This is a genomic window from Actinacidiphila sp. bgisy160 (assembly GCF_057707815.1).
In genome coordinates this window covers 37,878-61,202 of record NZ_JBYIQW010000044.1, presented here as the reverse complement: position 1 = coordinate 61,202, position 23,325 = coordinate 37,878, and the positions used below count along the sequence as shown (strand labels likewise).

At 72.5% G+C, this 23,325-nt stretch carries 18 protein-coding genes and 1 pseudogene; 11 read left to right on the top strand and 8 right to left on the bottom strand.

The genetic code is table 11. The features are described 5' to 3' along the window. Positions 1-387: 387 nt before the first annotated feature. On the bottom strand, positions 388-972 hold the full coding sequence (locus AC3EUJ_RS27905) for a GNAT family N-acetyltransferase (protein ID WP_431966055.1): 585 nt from the start codon (positions 970-972) through the stop codon (positions 388-390). Positions 973-1,391: 419 nt separating this feature from the next. On the opposite strand from AC3EUJ_RS27905, the gene AC3EUJ_RS27900 reads away from it, so the two are divergent. From AC3EUJ_RS27900 to AC3EUJ_RS27870, 7 genes are all read left to right on the top strand, one after another. Beyond that, a complete protein-coding gene (locus AC3EUJ_RS27900) occupies positions 1,392-2,423 on the top strand; it encodes a LacI family DNA-binding transcriptional regulator (protein WP_431966053.1) in 1,032 nt (343 codons plus the stop codon). A 120-nt stretch (positions 2,424-2,543) separates the two neighbouring features. Continuing rightward, positions 2,544-3,815 carry an extracellular solute-binding protein gene (locus AC3EUJ_RS27895; RefSeq protein ID WP_431966051.1) on the top strand — a complete coding sequence of 424 codons (1,272 nt, stop codon included), beginning with the start codon at positions 2,544-2,546 and terminating at the stop codon, positions 3,813-3,815. A gap of 9 nt (positions 3,816-3,824) precedes the next feature. Further along, a complete protein-coding gene (locus AC3EUJ_RS27890) occupies positions 3,825-4,787 on the top strand; it encodes a carbohydrate ABC transporter permease (protein ID WP_431966049.1) in 963 nt (320 codons plus the stop codon). Position 4,788: 1 nt separating this feature from the next. After that, positions 4,789-5,682: a carbohydrate ABC transporter permease gene (locus tag AC3EUJ_RS27885; RefSeq protein ID WP_431966047.1), complete on the top strand. Its 894-nt coding sequence runs from the start codon at positions 4,789-4,791 to the stop codon at positions 5,680-5,682. A 91-nt stretch (positions 5,683-5,773) separates the two neighbouring features. Then, the gene (locus tag AC3EUJ_RS27880) at positions 5,774-6,790 is read left to right on the top strand and encodes a glycoside hydrolase family 130 protein (RefSeq protein WP_431966061.1); all 1,017 of its coding nucleotides are present in this window, start codon (positions 5,774-5,776) and stop codon (positions 6,788-6,790) included. Then, positions 6,787-7,983: a Gfo/Idh/MocA family protein gene (locus AC3EUJ_RS27875; RefSeq protein WP_431966045.1), complete on the top strand. Its 1,197-nt coding sequence runs from the start codon at positions 6,787-6,789 to the stop codon at positions 7,981-7,983. Before AC3EUJ_RS27880 ends, AC3EUJ_RS27875 begins: the two co-directional genes overlap by 4 nt. Further along, entirely contained in the window at positions 7,980-9,647 is a 1,668-nt protein-coding gene (locus AC3EUJ_RS27870; protein WP_431966043.1) for a glycoside hydrolase family 13 protein, read from the top strand. The genes AC3EUJ_RS27875 and AC3EUJ_RS27870 overlap by 4 nt, the downstream gene beginning before the upstream one ends. Positions 9,648-9,980: 333 nt before the next feature. Here the strand turns inward: AC3EUJ_RS27870 and AC3EUJ_RS27865 are convergent, their stop codons facing one another. The 3 genes from AC3EUJ_RS27865 to AC3EUJ_RS27855 all read right to left on the bottom strand — a co-directional run bounded on the left by AC3EUJ_RS27865 (position 9,981) and on the right by AC3EUJ_RS27855 (position 13,995). Next, positions 9,981-12,350, bottom strand: a complete 2,370-nt coding sequence (locus AC3EUJ_RS27865; RefSeq protein ID WP_431966041.1) for a SpoIIE family protein phosphatase — start codon at positions 12,348-12,350, stop codon at positions 9,981-9,983. Between the two features lie 74 nt (positions 12,351-12,424). Beyond that, entirely contained in the window at positions 12,425-13,387 is a 963-nt protein-coding gene (locus AC3EUJ_RS27860) for a WGR domain-containing protein (protein WP_431966039.1), read from the bottom strand. 59 nt (positions 13,388-13,446) lie between these two features. Then, positions 13,447-13,995, bottom strand: a complete 549-nt coding sequence (locus tag AC3EUJ_RS27855; RefSeq protein WP_431966037.1) for a GNAT family N-acetyltransferase — start codon at positions 13,993-13,995, stop codon at positions 13,447-13,449. 120 nt (positions 13,996-14,115) lie between these two features. Between AC3EUJ_RS27855 and AC3EUJ_RS27850 the strand changes: the two genes are divergently transcribed. Then, positions 14,116-14,835 carry an SDR family oxidoreductase gene (locus tag AC3EUJ_RS27850; RefSeq protein WP_431966035.1) on the top strand — a complete coding sequence of 240 codons (720 nt, stop codon included), beginning with the start codon at positions 14,116-14,118 and terminating at the stop codon, positions 14,833-14,835. Positions 14,836-15,288: 453 nt separating this feature from the next. Then, positions 15,289-16,440, top strand: a complete 1,152-nt coding sequence (locus AC3EUJ_RS27845; RefSeq protein ID WP_431966033.1) for a right-handed parallel beta-helix repeat-containing protein — start codon at positions 15,289-15,291, stop codon at positions 16,438-16,440. A gap of 3 nt (positions 16,441-16,443) precedes the next feature. Here the strand turns inward: AC3EUJ_RS27845 and AC3EUJ_RS27840 are convergent, their stop codons facing one another. The 4 genes and pseudogenes from AC3EUJ_RS27840 to AC3EUJ_RS27825 all read right to left on the bottom strand — a co-directional run bounded on the left by AC3EUJ_RS27840 (position 16,444) and on the right by AC3EUJ_RS27825 (position 21,055). Continuing rightward, entirely contained in the window at positions 16,444-17,478 is a 1,035-nt protein-coding gene (locus tag AC3EUJ_RS27840) for a serine/threonine-protein kinase (protein WP_431966031.1), read from the bottom strand. 221 nt (positions 17,479-17,699) lie between these two features. After that, positions 17,700-18,916: pseudogene (locus tag AC3EUJ_RS27835) on the bottom strand (phospholipase D-like domain-containing protein). Between the two features lie 105 nt (positions 18,917-19,021). Continuing rightward, on the bottom strand, positions 19,022-19,549 hold the full coding sequence (locus tag AC3EUJ_RS27830; RefSeq protein ID WP_431966029.1) for a DoxX family protein: 528 nt from the start codon (positions 19,547-19,549) through the stop codon (positions 19,022-19,024). A 54-nt stretch (positions 19,550-19,603) separates the two neighbouring features. Next, positions 19,604-21,055, bottom strand: a complete 1,452-nt coding sequence (locus tag AC3EUJ_RS27825) for an amidohydrolase family protein (protein ID WP_431966027.1) — start codon at positions 21,053-21,055, stop codon at positions 19,604-19,606. A gap of 255 nt (positions 21,056-21,310) precedes the next feature. Between AC3EUJ_RS27825 and AC3EUJ_RS27820 the strand changes: the two genes are divergently transcribed. Together AC3EUJ_RS27820 and AC3EUJ_RS27815 are read left to right on the top strand one after the other, a co-directional pair. Further along, complete coding sequence (locus tag AC3EUJ_RS27820; RefSeq protein ID WP_431966025.1) at positions 21,311-22,501, top strand: CaiB/BaiF CoA transferase family protein; 1,191 nt, start codon at positions 21,311-21,313, stop codon at positions 22,499-22,501. Continuing rightward, on the top strand, positions 22,494-23,324 hold the full coding sequence (locus AC3EUJ_RS27815) for a citryl-CoA lyase (RefSeq protein WP_431966023.1): 831 nt from the start codon (positions 22,494-22,496) through the stop codon (positions 23,322-23,324). Before AC3EUJ_RS27820 ends, AC3EUJ_RS27815 begins: the two co-directional genes overlap by 8 nt. Position 23,325: the final 1 nt, after the last annotated feature.

The following is a 23,325-nucleotide window of genomic DNA, read 5'->3' as shown; positions in this document are numbered from 1 at the left end:
TTCCGGCTGGTCACCCGCGCATCCTACCTGCTGCACAGAAAGTAACTATTAACAATAGGGACACATAATGAATACATTTTTATTAGTGGCCCGCCCCGGGCTCGGTCAGCCACACCCCGTATGGCTTCACGATCAGCTCACCCACCAGCCGCCACGTCCATAGCCGTCCGCCCGGACCCGCATCGCGAGGCCGGTGATCGAGGACCGCCTGCCGCACGCCGGCCTGCCCGGCCTCACCCAACACCTCCGCAGCCGCAGGGCCTCCTGCGCCGACGGCGACAGATGCCGCGCGTCTCGCGCCCGGCGCCGGCCCCGCCGCGGTGGAACTCGTCGCCCTGCTCGCCGCAGGGCGAAGCACTCGCCGGCGCATCCACCGGGAACGGGCCGTCAGCCGTGCGCCTTCACCGGCGCGGCCGCCAGGTCCCCCGGCACCAGGGAGAACACGACAAGGTCGACGCGGCCGGTGTGCACGAACCCCGCGTTGCGCAGGACTCCTTCGCGGCGCAGGCCGGCCTTCACGGCGACGCGCTGCGACGCGATGTTGCCCGTCGCCGCGCGCAGTTCCAGACGCTGGAAGCCCTGGTCGGACAGCAGCCACGCCGCCAGGGCCCGGGTCGCCTCCGTGGCGACGCCCCGACCCCTCACCCACGGGGCCACCCAATAGCCGGCCTCGCTCGTCCGCACCCGCCAGTCGGTGCGCTTCAGGCCGACGGTGCCCAGCAGGCGCCCGTCGTCCGGGCCGGCGACGGCGAAGTGGATGCCGTCGCCCGACTCGCGCAGGGCGTGGGATCCCGTCGTGCACCAGGCTGTCGCGTCCTTCCGCGTGTAGGGCCGGGGCAGGGGCAGCCACCGCTGGGTTTCGGGGTCCGCGCAACTCGCCCAGGTGTCGTGGGCGTCGTCCGGGGTGAACGGGCGCAGCAGGAGACGCTCGGTGCGCAGGACCGTGTCGGGGAACACATTCGTTTCCGTCATTCGCTCCGTCCGCCGCGGGCCCAGGATTGGGCAGACGCTAGCAGCATGCCGCGCCGCGCAGTCACCCCCGCAAAGGGCATGACGCAGCGTCACGATTGGCGCGGTTCATGGTGACGGTGCGACAAAGCGACATTTCGGACTTATCCGCATACTTGCCGCATATAACTCCCCAACCGGGAGTAGCCCCTTGACACTCCGCCGCCTGAGGTTCATGGTTCCTCACATCACTCGTTTAAACCGGTTCAAACGCGAGATGAACAATCGCTTCGCGTTGGTTGCCCCGGTATGCGAGTGCAAGAACGTGCTGCCTCCGGCGCCGAAGGTGCCGCCGGACGGCGTGCCCCATGGGCACGCCGGTCGACGGGACCCGCGGCTGCGGATGTGGCTTGCCCTTCCGCCGCCGTACACGGAGAGTCCGCATGGCCCGACGCCCCACGATCGCCGATGTCGCCCAAATAGCGGGTGTGTCCCGGGCGACGGTCTCCTTCGTCCTCAACGACCGCCCCGGCGTGGCCGCCGCGACCCAGGAACGGGTGCGCGCGGCGGCCGAGAAGCTGGGCTGGACGCCGAGCCGCAGCGCCCGAGCGCTGTCGACCGGGCGGGCCCGCGCCGTCGGGCTCGTGCTGACCCGTGAGCCCGACCTGATCGGCACCGACCCCTTCTTCCCCGCCTTCATGGCGGGCATCGAGTACGTCATATCCGAGTCCGGCGACGGCCTCATGTTGCACGTGACGAGCCCTCGCAACGAGTTGGACACATACCGCCGCCTGGTGGACGACCAGCGCGTGGACGGGGTGTTCCTCACCGACCTGCGGGTCGGCGACCCGCGCCCGGAGTTGCTGCGGGAACTGGGCCTGCCCGCCGTGGCCGTCGGCGCCGACGACGGTGTCGAGGGGATCGCCACGGTCAATCTGGACGACCGCCCGGTGGTCGCCGGCGCCGTCCGCCACCTCGTCGGACTCGGCCACCGCCACATCGCCTACGTCGCCGGCCCCGAGGAGTACCTGCACGCCCAGCGGCGACTCGGCGCCTGGCGGGACGCGCTCGCGGAAGCGGGCCTGCCCCAGGGCCCGGTGCTGCCGGGCGGCTTCACCGCCGAGGGCGGCGCGCTCGCGACGCAGGCGCTGATCACGCGGGGCGACCGGCCCACCGCCATCGTGTACGCCAACGACCTGTCGGCCACCGCGGGTATGGCGGTCGCGCAGGAGGCGGGCCTGCGGCTGCCCGAGGACCTGTCGGTGGTCGGCTTCGACGACGTACCGCTGGCCTCCTGGACCCGGCCCTCGCTCACCACCTGCCGTGCCGACGCCACCGGCTGGGGTCGCGCCGCCGCACGCGCCCTGATCGAGACGATCGAGCAGGGCACCACCCCACACGTGGAACTGGACCCGGCCGCGCTGATGGTGCGCGGTTCCACGGGCCCGGCCCCCACTCGAACCGCCCGCCCCTGACCCCCCCAACGCGCGCCCGTCGCGCCCACGACGTTCTCCGCTCCCCGGAGGGCCGTCACCGAGGCAGGACGACGCCCCGGAACGGCCGCTTCCCAACCCTTGAGAACACGGAGCCACGCAATGAAGAAAACCCTCCTGACCGTCCTCTCGGCCGTCGCCCTGACCGTGCCGCTCGCCGCGTGCGGCAGCGGCGGTTCGGACTCCGCCGCGGGCGGCGACGCCCACGGGCCGATCACGGTCTGGTACTCCAACAACGCCCAGGAGGTCGCCTGGGGCAAGAGCATGGTCGCGTCCTGGAACGCCGCCCACCCGAACGAGAAGGTGAAGGCGCAGGAGATACCCGCGGGCAAGAGCTCCGAGGAGGTCATCGGCGCGGCCATCACGGCCGGCAACGCCCCGTGCCTGATCCTCAACACCGCCCCCGCGGCCGTCCCCGGCTTCCAGAAGCAGGGCGGCCTGGTGGCCCTGGACGACTTCCCCGGCGGGGCGGAGTACCTCAAGGCGCGGACCGGCGACCGGCTCTCGCAGTACGCGTCGCCCGACGGCAAGCACTACCAGATGCCCTGGAAGAGCAACCCCGTCATGATCTTCTACAACAAGGACCTGTTCAAGAAGGCCGGGCTCGACCCCGAGCACCCGAAGCTCTCCAGCTACCAGGACTTCCTCACCACCTCGCGCGCCCTGGTCAAGGGCGGGGTGCACGCCGCCATCTGGCCGGCGCCCACCTCCGAGTTCTACCAGTCCTGGTTCGACTTCTACCCGCTCTTCGCGGCCCAGACCGGCAAGCAGCTCGTCGAGGACGGCAAGGCCCAGTTCGCCTCGTCGGACGGCGTCAAGGCCGCCGAGTTCTGGAAGACCATGTACGCGGACCACCTGGCCCCCAACGAGCAGTACAACGGCGACGCCTTCGCCGACGGCAAGTCCGCCATGGCGATCGTCGGCCCGTGGGCCGTCTCCGTCTACGGCGAGAAGGTCAAGTGGGGCGCCGTGCCGGTGCCCACCGCGACCGGCGCCGAGGCCAAGGGCACCTTCAGCGACGAGAAGTCCATCGGCATGTTCACCGCGTGCAAGAACAAGGGCACGGCCTGGGACGTGCTGAAGTTCGCCACCGGCAAGGAGCAGGACGGCAAGCTGCTGGAGGCCACCGGCCAGATGCCGATGCGCCAGGACCTCCCGGCGACGTACCCGGACTACTTCGCCTCGCACCCGGACTACAAGACCTTCGCCGAGCAGGCCGACCGCACCGTCGAGGCCCCGAACGTGCCGAACTCCGTCGAGATCTGGCAGAAGTTCCGCGACGCCTACACCAAGTCCGTGATCTTCGGGAAGGGCGACGTGGAGAGCGCCTTCCGCGAGGCCGCGGGCAAGGTCGACGGCCTGGCGAAGCAGTGAGTCACGGCCATGTCCTCCACGCACCATGACGTCCTCCGCCCCGGGTCCGCCCGGGGCGGGGACCGCCCCCGGGCGGGCCGCGGGCCACGGACGCGCGGCCTGCGGTTCGCGGGCCGGCAGCCGATCGGCCTCGCCTTCGTCTCCCCGTACCTGATCTACCTGGCCGCGATCTTCCTGTACCCGCTCGGCTTCGCGGTGTGGATCTCCTTCCACGACTACTTCTTCGCCGCGCCGGGCGCCCAGGTGGACCGTCCCTTCGTGGGGCTGGCCAACTACACGGCCGTCCTGACCGATCCGGCCGTATGGCGTTCCTTCGGCAACATCGCGGTCTTCCTGGTCATCAACGTGCCGCTGACGGTGGCGGCGTCCCTCATCCTCGCCACCGCCCTCAACTCCAAGCTGCGGGCGCGCACGTTCTTCCGGACGGCCTACTACGTCCCGTACATCACCGCCAGCGTCGCCGTCGTCGGCGTGTGGCTCTTCCTGTTCAACTCCAACGGCCTGGTCAACAAGGCGCTCGGCCCGCTCGCTCCGGACCCGTCGTGGCTGGTCAACTCGCACCTCGCGATGCCGACCATCGCGCTGTTCGTCGCCTGGAAGCAGCTCGGCTTCTTCATCGTGCTCTACCTGTCGGCGCTGCAGAACGTACCCGGTGAGCTCTACGAGTCGGCGGCGCTGGACGGCGCGGGCAAGGTGCGCATGTTCTGGTCGATCACCGTTCCGGCGGTGCGCACCGCCACCCTGCTCGTGCTGGTCCTGGCGACGGTGACCGGGGCGAACCTGTTCACCGAGCCGTATCTGCTGACCAGCGGCGGTGGACCGGACGGGGCCACCACCTCGCCGGTGCTGCTGATGTACCAGCGCGGCCTGCAGCAGGGCCACCCGGACGAGGCCGCGGCGATCGGCGTGATCCTCGTCGTGCTGATCACCGGCATCTCCCTCGTCTACCGCCGCGTGCTGGAGAGGGACTGACATGACCGACGTCCACGCTCCCGCGCACAAGCGCCGCCCGGCAGGGCACGGTCCGCACACGCACTCCCACACCCGCCGGATCCTGTCGCGGCTGGCCCTGCTCGCCGGGGCCTTCGCCTTCCTCTTCCCCTTCTACTACATGCTCATCGGCTCGCTGCAGCGCGAGCCCGACAGCAGCCCCGCCGGCGCCTTCCCGCGTCCGGGGAACCTCTCCCTGCACAACTACGCTGAGATCAACTCGGCCATCTCGCTCGGCCGTTCCCTGATCAACTCCGGGATCTTCACCGGCGGCGTCATCGTCTGCACCACGGTGTTCGGCCTGCTGGCCGGGTACGCCCTGGCGCGGCTGCACTTCCGGGGCAAGGGCTCCACCTTCGCCCTGGTGCTGCTGGTCCAGGTCATCCCGTTCCAGCTGCTGATGATCCCGCTGTACGTGCTGATCGTCCGCGACTACGGCCTGGCCGACTCCTACATCGGGATCATCCTGCCGTTCGCCATCAACACCAGCGCGGTCTTCATCTTCCGGCAGTTCTTCCTGCAGCTGCCGCAGGCGATGTTCGAGGCCGCGCGCATCGACGGCGCCGGCGAGCTGCAGATCCTGTTCCGGATCGCCATCCCGCTGTGCAAGCCCGCGCTCGCCTCCGTGGTGCTGCTGAGCTTCACCGGGCCGTGGAACGAGTTCCTGTGGCCGTTCCTGGTCACAAAGGAGCAGGACATGCAGCCGCTGGCGGTGTCCCTGGCCAACTACATCAGCACCGTCTCCTCCGCCGCCGCCAACCCGTTCGGCGCCATCCTCGCCGGCGCCTGCGTGCTGGCCGCGCCCGCGGTGGCTCTGTACCTCGTCTTCCAGAGCCGCTTCACCTCCACCGACCTCGATTCCGCCACGAAGGGCTGAACTCGCTGTGAACGACCGCACCACCAGCACCACCGGTACCACCGGCTCCAACAGCTCCGTGCCCTACCGCCTGACCCGCGTCGGCGTCGTGATGTCCCCGCTGGCCGGCGAGGCCAACGAGGCCGAGGGCGTGCTCAACCCCGCTTCCGGCCGCACCCCGGACGGCACCCTGCACCTGCTGCCCCGCCTCGTCGCGGAGGGCAACGTCTCCCGCGTGGGCCTCGCCGAGGTCGTGATCGAGGACGGCGTGCCCACCGGTGTCGAGCGCCGCGGCGTCGTCCTCGCCCCCGACGCCGGCTGGGAGCGCGGCAAGAACAACGCCGGCGTGGAGGACCCCCGTACGACGTGGATCGAGGCGCTGGGGCTGCACGTCATGTCCTACGTCGCCTACGGCCCGCTCGGCCCCAAGCCGGCGCTGGCCGTCTCCACGGACCTGGTCACCTGGGAGCGCCTGGGCCCGATCCAGTTCGCCTACCAGGCCGATCTCGACACCGACCTGAACCTCTTCCCGAACAAGGACGTGGTGCACTTCCCCGAGCCCGTCCCGGGCCCGGACGGCGAGCCCTCCTTCGCCATGCTGCACCGCCCGATGTGGGACCTCGGCTGGTTCCGCCCCGGCGAGGGCGTCCACCTGCCGGCCGGCGTGACCGACGAGCGGCCCGGCATCTGGATCTCCTACGTCCCCGTCTCCGAGGTCGAGAAGGACCTGGGCGCCCTGGCCCGCCCCCGCAACCACCGCCTGGTGGCGCTGTCCGAGCACCCCTGGGAGGAGCTCAAGATCGGCGCCGGCCCGGCCCCGATCCGCGTCGAGGAGGGCTGGCTGCTCATCCACCACGGCGTGTCCGGCACGATCGACGACCCCTTCGCCCAGCAGCAGAAGGTCAGCTACGCGGCGGGCGCGATGATCCTCGACCCGCAGGACCCGGCCCGGATCCTCGCCCGCACCGACGAGCCGCTGATGGAGCCGGAGACGGAGGAGGAGCGTTCCGGCACCGTGCCCAACGTCGTCTTCCCGACCGCGATCGAGGAGATCGACGGCGTCCGCTACGTCTTCTACGGCATGGCCGACGCACACATCGGCGTCGCCCGCCTGGACCGTGCCGAGTGACTGCGCTCGGTCTGGGCCTGGCCGGCTGCGGCGCGTTCGGCGCCTACCTGCTGGACGCCGTCGCCGACCTGCCCGGCATACGTGTCGTGGCGTGCGCCGACCCCGACGGTGACCGTGCCGCCGCCCTCGCGCGGCGGCACGGCGCCGCCGTCCACACCGACGCCGCCGCGCTGGCCGGCGTGCCCGGGGTGGACGTCGTGGCGATCGCCACTCCCCCGGCCACGCACGCGGAACTCGCCGTCGGCGCGCTGCGCGCCGGCAAGCACGTCTTCTGCGAGAAGCCGCTGGCCGTGACGCTGGAGGACGCCCTGCGGGTGGAGGCGGAGGCGGAGCGCTCCGCCGGGGTGCTGGTCGTCGACCACGTCCTGCGCTACAACCCCGTGTTGCGGATGCTCGAGCGGCTGCGCGAGGAGGAGCTGCTGGACCCGCTGGTGCGCTTCGCCTTCGAGAACGACGCCGCCGACGAGGACCTGGGCCCCGGCCACTGGTTCTGGGACCCCGCCCACAGCGGCGGCATCCACGTCGAGCACGGCGTGCACTTCTTCGACGCCGCCCGCGCCCTGATGGGCAGCGAGCCCGTCGAGGTGCACGGCACGGCCGTCCGCCGCGACGGCGGCCCGGTCGACATCGTCGTGGCCACCGCCGTCCACCCCGGCGGCGCCGTCGCCACCCACACCCACTCCTTCACCCACGCCCACCGCGCCGAACGGCAGTTGATGCGCCTGGACTACGGCTTCGCCGAGGCCCGGGTCACCGGCTGGATCCCCACCCATGCGACGGTCACGGCCTGGACGGACGAGCGGGACGCCCGCCGCTGGGAGGAGCTGCCCGCGCGCGCCGCCGGCCTGCTGGCCGTACCGGGGCTGCGCCCGCACGGCGAGGAGCGGATCACCGTCGCGGTGGAACGCGACGCGGGCCCGGCGGCCCCGGCCCGCGGCCGCGGCGTGGAGCGCACCGTCCCGCACCGGGTGACCTGCGTGGTCGACCTGGGTGGCGAGGCGCGCAAGCAGCACGTGTACGCCGAGAGCGTGCGCGCCGCCTTCACCGACCTGCTGCGCTGCGCGACCGGGGGCGGCACCCCGGTGGCCGACGCGTGGTCCGGACGGACCGCGGTCGCGGTGGCCGAGGCCGCCACCCGCTCCGCGCGGACCGGCCGGACCCTGCCCGTCCCGGCCGGGCGGCCAGGAGCATGAGGAGCACCGTGAGCAGCACCACCGGTCCGGAGCCGGCCGCGCCCTGGTGGCGGGACGCCGTCTGCTACGAGATCCACCCGCGTGCGTTCGCCGACGGGGACGGGGACGGCGTCGGCGACCTCGCCGGCGTCGCCGCCCGCCTGGACCACGTTGCCCGGCTGGGCGCGGACGCGGTGTGGATCACGCCGTTCTACCCGTCCCCGCTGGCCGACGGCGGCTACGACATCGCCGACCACACCGCCGTCGCCGCCGACCTCGGCACCGACGCCGACTTCGACGCCTTGGTCGCGCGCGCCCACGGCCTGGGACTGCGGGTGCTGATCGACCTCGTCCCCAACCACACCTCCGACACACACCCCTGGTTCCGCGAGGCCCTGGCGGCCGGCCCGGGGAGCGCGGCCAGGGGCCGCTACCTCTTCCGCCCGGGACGCGGCGCGGACGGGGAACTCCCGCCGAACGACTGGCAGTCGGCCTTCGGCGGCCCGGCCTGGACGCGGGTCCCCGCGCCCGAAGGCGGCCCGGGCGAGTGGTATCTGCACCTGCACGCGCCCGAGCAGCCGGACCTCGACTGGCGGCACCCGGAGGTCGTCGCGGACTTCGAGCGGATCCTCCGCCACTGGCTCGACCGCGGTGTCGACGGCTTCCGCATCGACGTGGCCCACACCCTCTTCAAGGCCCCCGGCCTCCCCGACGCCGGGCCCGGGCAGCACCAGGACATCCTGCGCAACCACCTGATGCCGTACCACGACCAGGAGGAGCTGCACCCGCTGTTCCGTTCCTGGCGCCGGCTCCTGGACACCCATCCGGCCCCGCCCGGCGCGGTCCCTCCGGGGCAGCGCGTGATGGTGGCCGAGGCCGCCGTGTTCGAGCCGTCCCGGCTGGCCCGGTACGTCAGCCCCGGCGAGATGCAGCAGGCCTTCAACTTCGCCTTCCTCGAGGCCCCTTGGGAGGGCCAGGAGCTGCGCGCGGTCGTCGGGCGGTCGGCCGCGTCGATGCGTGCCGTCGGGGCGCCCGTCACCTGGGTCCTGTCCAGCCACGACGCGGTCCGTCCGGTCACCCGGTACGGCGGCGGGCCGCTCGGCCGGCGACGGGCCCGGGCCGCCGCGCTGCTCATGCTCGCGCTGCCCGGCGCCGCCTACGTCTACCAGGGCGAGGAACTGGGCCTGCCGCAGGCCCACGTGCCGGACGACCGTCTGCGCGATCCGCTCTGGGAGCGTTCCGGCCACCGCGAGCGCGGCCGCGACGGCTGCCGGGTGCCGCTGCCCTGGGAGGGCACGGCGGCACCGTACGGGTTCAGCACCGCCGCCCCGGACGCGTGCTGGTTCCCGCAGCCCGATGACTGGGCGGACCTGACCGTCCGGGCCCAGGAGGACGACCCCGCGTCGATGCTCGCCCTGTACCGCTGCGCGCTGCGGCTGCGGCGGGGAGCGCCGGTCCCGGCGGACGCGGCGCCGGTAGTGGAAGGGCCAGCGGACGGTTCCTGGTTCGCCTTCGACCGCGCGCCCGGGCTGCGGTGCCTGACCAACTTCGGCCCGGAGCCGGTGCCCCTCGCGGACGGGGACGAGGTGCTGCTGGCCAGCACCCCGCTCGACGGCCGCTCGGTGCCGGCAGACACCACCGTCTGGCTCCGCACCGCCGGGAACACGACCGCGATCGCGTCCTGAGCCGGCGGTCCCCGGGGCGTGAGCGTCCACGTGCGCGCGCCGGGGCCCGCGGAGGTACCGGGGACGTGTGTCCGCGGGCCCCGCCGCCGTCGGGCGACGGCGGCCGCGACCTGAACAGGCGTGATCACCGATGCGCCACAACGGCTCGCAGCCCTGCCGGACCCCGGCTGACCAACGGCGTTCCATCCCCGCGAGCAGCACCACCCCGACCGGACCCGTGGAACCCGGCGCCCATCCGACGCGACAGCCGGGCCCCGCGGACTGCCCATCATCAAGCCCGAACCCCGAAACGGCCCACCGCAGAAACCGACGCACCGTCACGTGAGATCGGGGCTAGACGGCGATCGTCTGCTCGGTCCAGATGGTCTTGCCGCGCTCCCGGTAGCGGGTGCCCCAGCGCTCCGCGAACTGGGAGACCAGCAGCAGGCCGCGGCCGCCCTCGTCGGTGGTGCGGGCGTGCCGCAGGAAGGGTGCCGCACTGCTGGTGTCCGAGACCTCGCAGGTCAGTGCCCGGTCGCGGATGAGCCGGAGCTGGATGGGCGGTGTGGCGTACCGGATGGCATTGGTGACCAGCTCACTGACGATCAGTTCGGTGGCGAAGCACTCCTCCTGCAGGGCCCAGGCAGAAAGCTGACGAGTCGTCAGAGTGCGGGCGGTGGCCACCGCGGCGGGGTCGCACGGCAGGTTCCAGGTGGCGACGGAGTCCGGGCCCAGCGGCCGGGGGCGGGCCACCAGCACCGAGGCGTCGTGGCCCGGGTCCGCGGGCACCAGCGCGTCGGTGAGCAGCAGGCTCATGTCCTGCGGGGAGTCGCAGGGTGTGGCCAGCAGCCGTTCGAACTCCGCCCGGCCGGGCTCCTCCGGGTGGCTCTGCAGGAGTCCGGGGGTGCGGAGCACCAGCATGCACTCCTCGGGCAGCTCCAGGGTGGTCGTCCCGAACGACGGCCCGGGGCGGCCGAGCGGCTCGCCGGCGGGGGCCGCCGGGGTCCACACGGTGTGGTCGGGGTACACGACCGAGGGCGGCGGATGGCCCGCCGACGCCATGGTGCTCTGCCCGGTCACGGGGTCGTAGACGAGGTAGAGGCAGGTGGCGCCGGCCGGAAAGCCGGAGCCCGTGCCCGCGTGCTCCTCGGCGAGGTTGCGCACCAGGTCGTCCAGGCGGGCGAGGACCTCGTCCGGATCCTGGTCCAGGTTGGCCAGGGTGTGCACGGCCGCCCGCAGCCGGCCCATGGTGGCGGCCGTGCGCATGCCGCGGCCCGGCGTGCTGCCGCTGACGAGGGCGACCCGTGCGCCGGGCAGCGGGATGACCTCCGTCCAGTCGCCGCCGGCACCGGAACGCACCAGGTGGTGGCCCCACTCCACGGCGCTGGGCGCGGGCAGCCGCTGGGGCAGCATGCCGCGCTGCAGGGCCAGGACGGCGTTGCGCTCACGCACATAGCGGTGGGCGTTGTCCAGCGCCATCGCGCCGCGGCCGGCGAGGTCGACGGCGAGCGCGAGGTCGTCCTCGTCGAAGGGCCCGAGGTCCGGGTCCCACCGGTGGAAGGTGACCAGGCCCAGCACGCAGTCGCGGACCAGCAGCGGCACCACCATCAGCGAGTGCACCCGCTCCTCCAGCATCCTGCCGCCCCGCACCGGTTCGTCCCGGATACACGCGCTGTCCTGGCTGAGCCGGGGAACGAGGCGCGGCTCGTGGTCGGCGAGCACCTGCAGGGCGGGCGACCCCACCAGATGCGCGCTGACCGCACCCGTGGTGTACGCCCCGGTCTGGCCGCAGCGGGCGGAGGTCGCGGCGCGCCGCAGCCCCGTGTCGTCCTCGACCGGGCCCGCCGCCATCTCCTCGCCGCCGAGGAGGGGGGCCAGCAGGTCCACGCACACGCAGTCGGCGAGTACCGGGACGGCCACCTCGGCCAGTTCCTGAGCCGTGCGGATCGGGTCCAGGGTCCTACCGATCGTCCGGCCCGCCTCGGCCATCAGGGCCAGCCGCTGCTCGGCCAGATGGCGCTCGGTGACGTCGATCACGGCGTCGGCCACGCCGAGGATGCGGCCGTCCTCCGCCTCGAGCCGGAAGGCGGACGCGGAGTAGACGTGTTCCCGGCCGGGGTCGCCGGGCGGACGGCCGCGCTTCTCGAACGAGATCGCCGCCTCTCCGGTCCTGAGCACCCGGCCCATCACGCGCTCGGCGAGTTCCGCGCTGAAGTCGGGCCACGCCTCGGTGGGCCGTCGCCCCAGGGCGAGCTGCGATCGGTGGTCCTGCATGCCCTCCGCCGCCGGGTTGAAGCGCATCAGCCTGAGCTGCGGGTCCAGCACGAACAGGCCGATGGGCGAGCGGGTGAAGAGGGTCTCCAGCAGGGCGCGGTCGATGTCCGGGGTGAGCCCCGGCGCCCCGGTGAGCAGGTCGACGGTCAGGGAGGGGCCCGTCCCGTCGTCGCGTACCGCCCGAAGGGCCGGCCGGCAGGCCACCGTCCGGCCGTCGCGGTGCCGCAGGAGGACGCCACCGGATCCGGCGTCTGCGGTGCCCGGGTCCGTGGCGAGCAGGTCCAGTACGGGCCGGCCGAGCACCTCGCCCGCGGGGTGGCCGAGGAGGCGCTCGGCTCCCTGGTTCCACGCGACGACCGCGCCATGGGCGTCGATCACCATCCGCGCCGCCGTGCGCCCGGCCGACCCGTCGCGCTCTTCGCCGCGTTCCCGCGATGCCCAAGTGCCCATGACCGTCCCATCACGTTCCGGTCCTCCGGTTCCCAGTCTTGCGCAGGCGGCCGGGGTCACCACTCGGGGCCGCCTCAGCCGTGCAGGAAGGCCGTCACCTCCGCGAGGGGCGGGACCTCGGCGGGTGTGAGGCGCCGGGTCTCACCGCGGAAGGAGCGCACTTCCAGCCGGCTGGCGGGGTCGGCACCCGGCAGCGCCGCCATCAGTGCCTCGAGATCGGCGGTGCCGAACACCTTGAACGTCCGCACGGGGCGGTAGTGGGACGGCCGGACGTCGAAGCGGAGGTCGACGACCGGCCGCGGAAGGCGGGCCCAGTCGGCGTAGGGCAGCGAGCCGTGCCCGTGGATCCGCGCGTCGACCAGGACCTCGGGATCCGCGTCGCCGATCTCGCAGTCGAAGACCGGGAAGGCCGCGGCGACGCGGTCGGCGATGGCGGGGTACGCGGCACAGCCCCGTCCGAGCGCCGGTGCGCAGAAGAGTGCGTGGCTGAACGCCCCGACCGGTTCGGGCAGCGGCACCTTGTGATGCGAGAGCCCGTCGAAGGCCAGGTCACGACGGGTGGAGACGAGGTCCAGGAAGGCGGACACCGCCGCGGCGTCGCTCCGGTCGGCCCGTACCGCGAAGCGGACGGCGCTGCGTCCGTCGTCGCGGAGGACGACGTACTCGTGGAATCCCCCCGGCCGGCCGGGCGCGAGCACACGGCGGTACACCTCCTCATAGCCCTCGACCGGCAGGTATTCGGCGGCCGGGGAGTGCGGACGGGGGCCCGCCCGCAGTACGTCGAGGACCGTCGCCTCCGGGTGGAGTCCCGCGTCGGGCGACGGATCGACCTCCGTGAAGCCCTTCCGCAGCCACTCGCCGATCTTGCGCGCGGCATGACGCCGGGCGTGCTCCTCGTCGTCGAGTGTCGAGGTGCTTCCCGTGTCGTTCGCGCCGACGGAGCCCCAGCGGAGGAAGCAGCGGATGCCCTCCTGGCGGATCTCCCGGTACTCGGTCCCTCCGGCCCCCGGGGACTCGAACCGCCGCCACCTCGCCATCCGTCCTCCAACGTCCGCGGCGCCGCCCGTACGCTCCGCGCCGGCTCCCGGCGGCCATGTTAGAGCGCCGCGACGGGCGCGCCCGCTGCGATCCGGTACAACACGTTGGGGCGCAGCGGCCCTTCAGGGGCGGCCGGGTCGTCGAAGTCGCCGGCGGGGTCGCGGGTCATGCCGATGCGGCGCATGACGGCCTGGGAACGGAGGTTCCCGGCGGTCGTCACCGCGAGGATCTCGGGGAGCCCGAGGGTGCCGAAGCCGAAGGCCAGCACGGCCAGGGCGGCCTCGGTGGCGTAGCCCTTGCCCCAGGCCGCGCGGGCGAGCCGCCAGCCGATCTCCACTCCCGTGAACGGCAGGCCGTCGTCCACCCGGTCCAGGCCCGCGAAGCCGGCGAACTGGCCGGTCGCGCGGACCTCGACCGCCCACCAGCCGTAGCCGCGCTCGTCGAATTCGGCCCGGAACCGGGCCACGGAGGCATCGCTCTGCTCCCGGGTCAGCGGCTCCCCCAGGTGCTCCCGCACCTCGGGATCGGCGTTCATCGCCGCCCAGGGCGCGAGGTCGCGGTCGCGCCAGCGGCGCAGGATCAGGCGTTCGGTGCGCAGTTCGGTCACGCCGCCAAGCCAACGGGAGCCCGCGGCCCCGGGGCAAGGAGATTTCCCAGCTGAGTTGCTTTTTTAAATCCAGCTGCCTAGATTGGAGACACCTACCCAACCCCAGGAATGAGCGCCCCCATGGACATCAAGAACTCCGTCGCCGTCGTGACCGGCGCGGGCCGCGGCCTCGGCCGCCACCTGGCGACCCAGCTGCTCGACCGGGGGGCCGCCAAGGTCTACGCCGGGGTCCGCAACCCCGACGCCCTCGACCTGCCGGGTGTCGAGCCGCTCCGGCTGGACATCACCGACCCCGAGTCGATCGCCAGGGCCGCCCGGGCCGCCTCCGACGCCACCCTCGTGATCAACAACGCGGGCATCAGCACCCAGGTGGGGCTGGCCGACGGGGACATGGCCGACATCCGCCTGGAGATGGAGACCCACTTCTTCGGCTCTCTCGGCGTCACGCGGGCCTTCGCACCCGTGATCGCCGCCAACGGCGGCGGAGCCGTCCTCAACGTCCTGTCCATCCTGTCCTGGATCCACCTCCCGGAATACGGCGGCTACAGCGCGGCCAAGGCCGCCGAGCTGGCGATGACCAATGTCGTCCGGCGGGAGCTCGCTTCTTCCGGGATCGACGTCACCGCGCTCCACGTGGGCTACATGGACACGGACATGGCCGACCACGTCGCCCCCTCCGACAAGGTGGACCCCGCGTGGGTGGCGCGCCTGGCCCTGGACGGCATCGAGCAGCGGGCCCTGGAGGTCGTCGTCGACGACCGGAGCCGCGGCGTCAGGGCCGCCCTGTCCGGCGGTCTCGAACTGCTCTACCCCGACCTGCCCGCACCGAAGGCCCTCTGACCGGGGACGGAAGCAGGTCGCCCGGCGGCCACCGCCACGACAACGACTGAATTGCCGTGCACACGTTCGGCACCACCACACGGGTGGGGCCGCACACCACCGCCCGTCGGTCGCACTCGCGGCACAGAGCGTCCAGCAGTTCCACCGGCTCCCATGGAGCAGCCTCGCGACCAGCACCTGTTCCCAGTGCCCGATCACCGTTCCCACATCTTCAGCGCTCCCATGACGATGCGCCCGCCCGGGGCGCGGGCCCTGATGCCCCCGCGGCCACCCCATCAGCCGTACCGGGCCGATTCCCGGCCACCGCGTCCGGCGCCCCCGTGACCCCGGGCCCATCGGCCGATCCGGCGATCATCGCCCGCGCGGCGAGCGCTCTGGAGTGGCGGGGCGTCAAATCCGTCCATAGCGTCTGTTTTCGGCTGATCACGTATCACGGAAAGCAGGTGCACACACATGAAGCTCTGTCGGTCCCGCAGGGCCGTCGTCGCGGCGGCCGCCACGGCGACCATCGTGGGAGGCGCGGTCGCGTGCGGCGGCGAGTCGCAGCCCACGGCCTCGCAGTCCGCGGACGCGCAGCAGAAGATCTCCGTCCGCGCGGGGGAATCCATCCAGTCGGCGGTGGACCGCGCCAAGCCCGGCCAGGTCATCGACATCGCGGCCGGCACCTACCACGAGAGCGTCCAGATCAGCACGCCGAGGCTGACGCTGCGCGGAGCGGGCACGGGCACCGTCATCTCCCCGAGCGCCAAACGCGACGAGAACGCCTGCGCCAAGGCCGGGGAGGGCATCTGCGTCACCGGTACGGCGCAGAAGAAGGCGTCCGACGTGACGCTGGAATCGCTGACGGTCGCCGGGTTCAAGAAGGCCGGCATCCACGCGACGCAGGCCGACGGGCTGCAGGTCGTCCGCGTCACGGCGCGGGACAACAAGGTGCAGGGCATCCTCGTGGAGAAGTCGGTGCGCACCGTCTTCCGTGACAACACCGCCCGCAACAACGCCGATTCCGGCATCTTCCTCGCCAACTCCATGGACACCGAGGGCGGTGCGCTCGACACCCAGGGCGCCGTCATCGACGGCAACAAGCTGACGGAGAACCGGATCGGCATCGGTCTGCGCCGCGTCCGGGGCGTCACGGTCGAGAGCAACCAGGTCACCGGCAACTGCGGAGGTGTCTTCGTCGTCGGCGACGAGGGCGTCCCGCGCGGCGGCGCGCTGACCGTCACCCACAACACGGTCACGGGCAACAACAAGTACTGCGCGCCCAGCGCCCGCCTACCGTTCATCCAGGGCACGGGCATCCTGCTCACGGGCGTCGAGAAGACCGTCGTGACCAGCAACGAGGTGCGCGACAACAGCGGCAAGTCCCCGATGTCCGGCGGCATCGTGCTGTTCAGCAGCGTCGTGGGGACGTCCAACTCCGAGAACACCATCCGCGACAACGTCGCCCGCGGCAACAAGCCGGCCGACCTCGCCAACCGCGACCTCAAGGGCAAGGGCAACACGTTCGTCAACAACACCCTGGAGACCACCGAGCCCAAACAGCTGCCCAACAGCTCCCCCAGCGGCGCGTCGAGCACCGCGCCCAGCGTCGCGCCCAGCAGCTGACGTTCAGAGATCCGGCAGACGACGGAAGACCGCCCGGGCCCACATCGGCGGGTCCGGCGGCGGTCCCGGCGGTGCGGGGACCACGACCGCCCGGGGGGTCACCCGGGTCACCTGGTGGTCGGGGGAACTGTCCCGCGAGGGCCCCTCGTCCGGCCCGGTCGCGGCCGCCCGCAGGGCGCCCACGAACTCCAGGCAGGAGTCGTGACGGTCCTCGGGGACCTTCGCCAGCGCCTTGGCCATCACGCCGTCCATGGCCGGCGGGATGTCCGGCCGCCGCTCGGTGAGCGGCGGGGGCTGGTCGTACTGGTGCGCCCACAGCAGGGCCATGTCCTCCTCGCGCTCGAAGGGCAGGCCCCCGGTCAGGCTCTCGTAGACGACGCAGGCCAGGCTGTACAGATCGCAGCGGCCGTCCACCGGGCGCCCGGAGATCTGCTCCGGCGCCACGTAGTCCAGGGTGCCGACGAACTCGCCGACGGTGGTGAATCCGGTCAGTGACAGCGATTTCTTCGTCAGCCCGAAGTCCGTGAGGTAGACGTGCTCGGGGTGCTCGCTGTCGGTGCCCTTGGCCACGAGCACGTTCCCCGGTTTCACGTCGCGGTGCACCAGGTCGTGCTCGTGCGCCGCGTCCAGCGCGGAGGCCACCTGGGTGGCGATGCGCAGGGCGGTGGCAACGGGGAGCGGACCGTCCCGGTCGAACAGCGCCCGCAGGTCGAGGCCCGAGACGTAACGCATCGCGATGTAGAGGACACCGTCGGTCTCCCCGGCCTCGAATATCGGCACGATGTGAGGGTGGTCGATCGCGGCGGCCACCCGTGACTCGTGCGTGAATCGGCGGCGGAAGGTGTCGTTGCGGGCCAGCTCGGGGGCGAGCAGCTTCAACGCCACCGTGCGGTCGAGCCGGAGGTCCCGGGCGCAGTACACCACGGCCATCCCGCCACGACCGATCTCCCGCTCCACGCGGTAACCGGCGATCTGGGCCCCGATGAGCCCCGCGGACCGCCCGGCGTACACACTCACGTCATGCGGAATCGAATTCATCGCGTACCACCGTCACGCGGCCGGACGTCGGAGAACTTTCCCCGCCCCCTTTCTGCATTGTATCGACCGGGCCCCGGCGATTCGCGGCCGCGCGGTTCCCCCGCGAGTTGAGGTGCGGTTCCGGGGCTCTGTCGTCTCCGATGGAGGTGGGCGTCGCTCGTCCGAGATCCGCGATCACCGCGCGCAGTCGGCAGCCTTCCCGTGGGGCGTCACCATGATGCTCACAGGAAGCGGCGGATGGGCGCGGTCGCCACCTCCTGGGCCCGTTCCAGCGTGGAGCGGGCACGCCAGCGGTCGCCGTCGACGGGGGCGCTGCGCAGCAGGTCCTCGTCGAAGTGGGCGTCGAGGACGGAGGTGAAGTTCTCGTCGAGCACCGCCAGCATCACCTCCTCGTCGTGGTCGAGGGAGCGGCGGTTGAAGTTGGTCGAGCCGGTCAGGGTGGCGACCCCGTCCATGGTGATGACCTTGGCGTGCATCATGGTCGGCAGGTAGTGCCAGATCCGCACGCCGCAGTCGAGGAGCCGCTGGTAGTAGCGCTGCCCGGCCAGCTGGCAGACGCGCTTGTCGGTGTACGGGCCCGGCAGCAGGATCTCGACCTCCACCCCGCGCGCCGCCGCGTGGCAGAGCAGGCCGACGAAGTAGGGGTCGGGCGCGAAGTACGCGGTGGCGAGCCGGATCCGCTGCTCGGCGGAGGCGATCACCACGCGGAGCAGGGTGCGCATGTCCTGCCATCCGACGCTCGCCGAGCCCCGTACGACCTGCACGATCGCGCCTCCGCTCTGCTCGTGATCACAGAAGCGGTCGCGGTCGTCGAAGAGCCCGCCCTGCCGGCACTCGGCCCAGTTCTGCGCGAACGCCGCGGCCAGCCCGTCCACGGCGGGGCCGGTGACCCGGACGTGGGTGTCACGCCATTCGCCGGGTGCCGTGCGTCGCCGCACCACTCCTCGGCGATGCCGACGCCACCGGTGAAGGCCACCTCGGCGTCGACCACCAGGACCTTGCGGTGGCAGCGGTGGTTCTGCTTGAACGGCGAGAGCCGCACAGGCTTGCGGAACCAGGCGACGTCCACACCGGCCCGGTCCATGCCGTCCAGCAACTCCTGCTCGATCAGCCGCCCGCCGAAGCCGTCCAGCAGCAGCCGCACCCGCACCCCCTCCGCCGCCTTGGCGGCCAGCGCGTGCGCGAAGTCGCGCGCGATCCGGCCGCGCCAGTAGACGAAGGTCGTCATGTCGACGGTGTGCTTCGCCGCGCGGATCGCGTCCAGCATCGCGGGGAAGATCTCGTCCCCGTTCCGCAGCGCCTGCAGGCAGTTGCCCTCGGTCGCGGCGATGCCAATCAGCCGCTCCAGGCGACGGCGCAACTCCTGCTTGCGGTCGGCGACGGAGCGCTCCGGCCGGCCTCCGTCCGTGCGGTCGGTCTCCTCCAGTGAAGCGCCCATGCCGTCGTGCCCCCCGGTTCCGGTGCCGCCGCGGCCCGTCCGGCCGCGGCGTCGCGTGGCGTACTCCAGCCGTATGCCCGTCCGCAGCCGGCTTATCCGGAGTGACTATGGGTTCCCGTGGGGCTCGGGTGACTCCCTCCTGCCGCGCAGCACCTTGGCGCGGCCGGCGAGCGGCACCGTCGCCGCGAGGCTCCCGGCCACCAGCGCGGCCGCGCCCCAGGCGGGGGCGGGCCGCCAGCTCAGGCCGAGGACGTGGTCGAGCGACCACTCGCCCGGTCCGGTGAAGCCGAGGCACGCGGCGACCGCTCCGTAGAGGAACGGGACCTCGCAGCCGCCCTTCAGAGCCCAGAAGCCGTTGGGCGCCGTCGACGCGGCGGCCACCGTCATCGTCCCGACGACGACCGAGCACCCGCCGGGCGTCAGCAGTCCCGCCGCGACCGACGCCGCCCCGGTCAGCTCGGTCACCCCGGCGACCAGGGCCATCCGCGGCCCGGGGAGGATGCCGTAGCGCTCGAAGACGGCGCCGGTGCCCGCCAGGCCCGCCCCGCCGAACCAGCCGCGCAGCTTCTGCGTGGCGTGGCCGAAGAGCAGGGCGGCGAGCAGCAGTCGGAGCAGCAGCAGCCCCATGCTCATGTCCGGGTTCTCCTTCGTGTCACCACTGTCACCGTGTTCCCCGGGTCACCCGCGTCACTGGCCGTGCGTCGAGGCGCTGCGGTAGTCGGTGTAGGTGTAGGGGTTGTCGAGCACCTTCGTCTCGGGCACGTCGGGGTTCATCCCCTTGCGCCACTCCTCCTCGCCCATGGCGGACCGCAGGTGGTCGACGGTCTGCTCGACCTCGCGCCGCACGGCGGCCAGGTCGACGCCGAGCAGGCGGTGCTCGTGCTTGACGACCCGTCCGTCCACGAGCACGGTGTGCACGTCGCCGCGCTGCGCCTGGAAGGCCACCTGCCCGTACGGGTTGAGCAGCGGGAAGGCGACCGGCGAGTGGTCGTTCTTCAGCAGGACGATGTCGGCCTTCTTGCCGGCCTCCAGGCTGCCGAGGTCCTGCTCGCGGCCGAGGGCCCGGGCCCCGCCGAGGGTGGCCCACTCCACCACCTGGTCGGCGCGCAGCGCGCAGTGGGTGACGGTCTCGCCCTTGCCGTGCGCCTCCAGGTGCGCACGGGCGCGGTCGGCGCCGAGGGTGGTGCGCATCGCGGAGAACAGGTCGCCGCTCCACCACACGCTGGTGTCCATCGACAGGGAGACGGGGATGTCGTGCGAGCGGATGGCCCAGGTCGTCGGGTAGCCCTGGCCGGCGCTCTGCTCGCTCTCCGTCGACACCGACACCGAACCGCCGGTGGCCGCGATGCGGTGGTAGGAGTCGGCGCTGAGCGTCGAGGCGTGGACGTACACCGTCTGCGGCGTCATGAAGCCGTTCTCGTACATCAGGCGGATGCCGTCGTCGTTGGTGGCGCCCCACACCCCGGCGTGGGTGGTGACGGCGACGCCCAGGTCGCGGGCCACCTCGAAGGCGGGCTTCTCGGGGAAGGCGGGGTCACCCGTGACGTCGAAGGCGAGCTGGAAGCCGAGCATGTCGTCGCCTTCGATGCGGCGGCTGACGAAGTCGCGGAACTCCGGCGCGGCGGTCCAGTCCGCGGGCGCCTGCTGGATGTTGCCGTAGGCCAGTACGAAGCGGCCGGGCACGGACCGCAGGGCGTCCACGGCGGCGTCGGCGTGGTCCACGGTCTGCAGGCCGTGCGACCAGTCGACGACGGTGGTGACGCCGGCGTCGAGGGCCTCCACGGCCGCGAGCCGGTTTCCGGCGTGGACGTCCTCGGGCCGGAACTTCCTGCCGTGCTCCAGGTAGTACCAGACGAAGTACTGGGTGAGGGTCCAGTCGGCGCCGTAGCCGCGCATCGCGGTCTGCCACATGTGCCGGTGCGTGTCGATCATGCCCGGCATGACGATGCCACCCGCGGCGTCGATCTCCACCGTCCCGTCGGGTACCGCCAGTCGCGGACCGACCGCCGCGATCCGGTCGTCCACGACGAGCACGTCGGTGTCCGCGAGGACCTCCCGCTCACGGTTGACGGGCAGCACGGTCCCACCGCGCAGAACGATGGGCCGCCCCGGGGTGAATGTCTCGACCTTATCCATCATGAACTCCCTTGGCCGCTTGACGGACACGAGTACGCTATTCGGCCATCGAAGCGAGCGCTAGCCTCGCGACGCAGTTCGGAAGGCGCGCACTCCCGGACCGGCCCGGAGTCTGTCGCAAAACGAGACACCCTCGGCGATGGCAGGCCCCCGGCGGGCCCTGGCGTGGCTGATCACCCTTGACGCCCCCGCCGTACCGCAACAGAATCGAGTGGCGGACGATTGTCCGTCCTGCGGTCAGAAGAAAGGTGACACTGGATGTCAGAGAGCACCGCGCCCGCGCGACCGGGCCCGCTGGGCCCGCTGTCCGGGCTGCTGGTGGCCGACTTCTCCCGGATCCTCGCCGGGCCGTACGCCACCATGCTGCTGGCGGACCTCGGCGCGGACGTCGTCAAGGTCGAGGGCCCGCGCGGGGACGACACCCGCAGTTGGACGCCCCCGGTGCGCGACGAGGTGTCCACCTACTACCTCGGCATCAACCGCGGGAAGCGTTCCATCGCGCTCGACCTGCGCGACGAGGCCGATCTGCGGGCGGCGCGCGAACTCGCGCGCCGGGCGGACGTCGTCATCGAGAACTTCCGGCCCGGCGGCCTGGTGAAGTACGGGCTGGACTACACGTCCGTGCGGACCGGCAACCCGGCCGTCGTCTACGCCTCCATCAGCGGCTTCGGCTCCGGCGCCGGGCGTGACGTGCCCGGCTACGACCTGATGGTGCAGGCCGTCTCCGGGCTGATGAGCCTCACCGGGGAGCCCGACGGCCCGCCGTACCGGGCCGGGATCTCGGTCTTCGACGTCATGGCGGGCAATCATGCCGCCATCGGCATCCTCGCCGCGCTGCGCCACCGCGACGCCACGAGCGAGGGCCAGCACGTCGAGGTCAACCTGCTGTCGTCGGCGCTGACCGGACTGGTCAACCACAGCTCGGCCTACGTGGCCGGGGGCGAGGTCCCGTACCGGATGGGCAACGCGCACCCGAGCGTGTTCCCGTACGAGCCCTTCCCCACGGCCGACAACGACCTGATCGTGACCGCCGCCAACGACGGCCAGTTCCGCAGGCTGTGCGAGGTCCTCGGCATCCCGGGGGTCCCCGACGACCAGCGGTTCGCGCGCAACGACGACCGCACCGCCAACCGGGAGGAACTGCGGCCGCTGCTGGTGGAGCAACTGGTCAAGCGCGGCGCGAACGAATGGTTCGAGCTGCTGGTCGAGGCCGGCGTGCCGAGCGGGCCGATCAACACCATCGACGGCGGCTTCGCCATGGCCGAGCGGTTCGGGCTCGACCCGGTCGTCACCGTCGGCGAGGGCGACCGCGCGGTGCCCACCACGCGCCACCCGGTCACCTTCTCGGCCACTCCCGCCGTGTACCGTCTGCCGCCGCCGGAGCTCGACGAGCACGGCGCCGAACTGCGCGCGTGGCTGGCCCAGGACCCGGAGGACACCCGTGACTGACCCGTCCGCGCCCGCCGGCTACCCCACCGCGCTGGGCGCCTCGGACCGCGCCGGCATCACCCTGCTCGGCCAGGACCTCGCCCAGGACATCATGGGCACGGTCGGCTTCGGCGAACTCGCCTTCTGGCTCGCGGCACAACGCCGGCCCGGCCGCGGCGAGACCCGGGTCTTCGAAGCCGTGCTCGCCGCCCTCGCCGACCACGGCTTCACGCCCACGGCCATCGTCACCCGGCTGACCTACCTGTCCGCGCCGGACTCCGTCCAGGGCGCGCTCGCCGCCGGCCTGCTCGGCGGCGGCTCGCGCTTCCTCGGCGTGACCGAGGACACCGGGAGGTTCCTCCACGAGGCCCTGGCCGCACACGGGCAACCGCCCGTCGACGAGGCCGCCTGGGACGAGCTGGCGCTGCGCCTGGTGCGCGAAGAGCGGGCCGCCGGCCGGTTCGTACCGGGCCTCGGCCACCATGTGCACAAGGACGGCGACCCGCGCACGCCCCGCCTCATGGGCATCGCCGCCGAGGAGGGCCTGTTCGGCCCGCACCTGTCGCTGTTCGCCGCCATCGGCCGCGTGCACCCCCAGGTCCTCGGCAGGACCCTGCCGCTCAACGGCGCCGGCGTGTGCGGCGCCGCGCTCGCCGACCTCGGGCTTCCGCTGCCGCTACTGCGCGGCTTCGCCCTGCTCGCGCGCACCGCCGGGCTCATCGGCCAGCTCGCCGAGGAGATGCGGAGCCCGGTCGCGAACGACATCTTCCTCTCCGTCGACCTGAACAACCGGCCCGTCCCGCCCCAGCCGGACACCGAATCCGCAGGGAACACCAAGGAGTGAC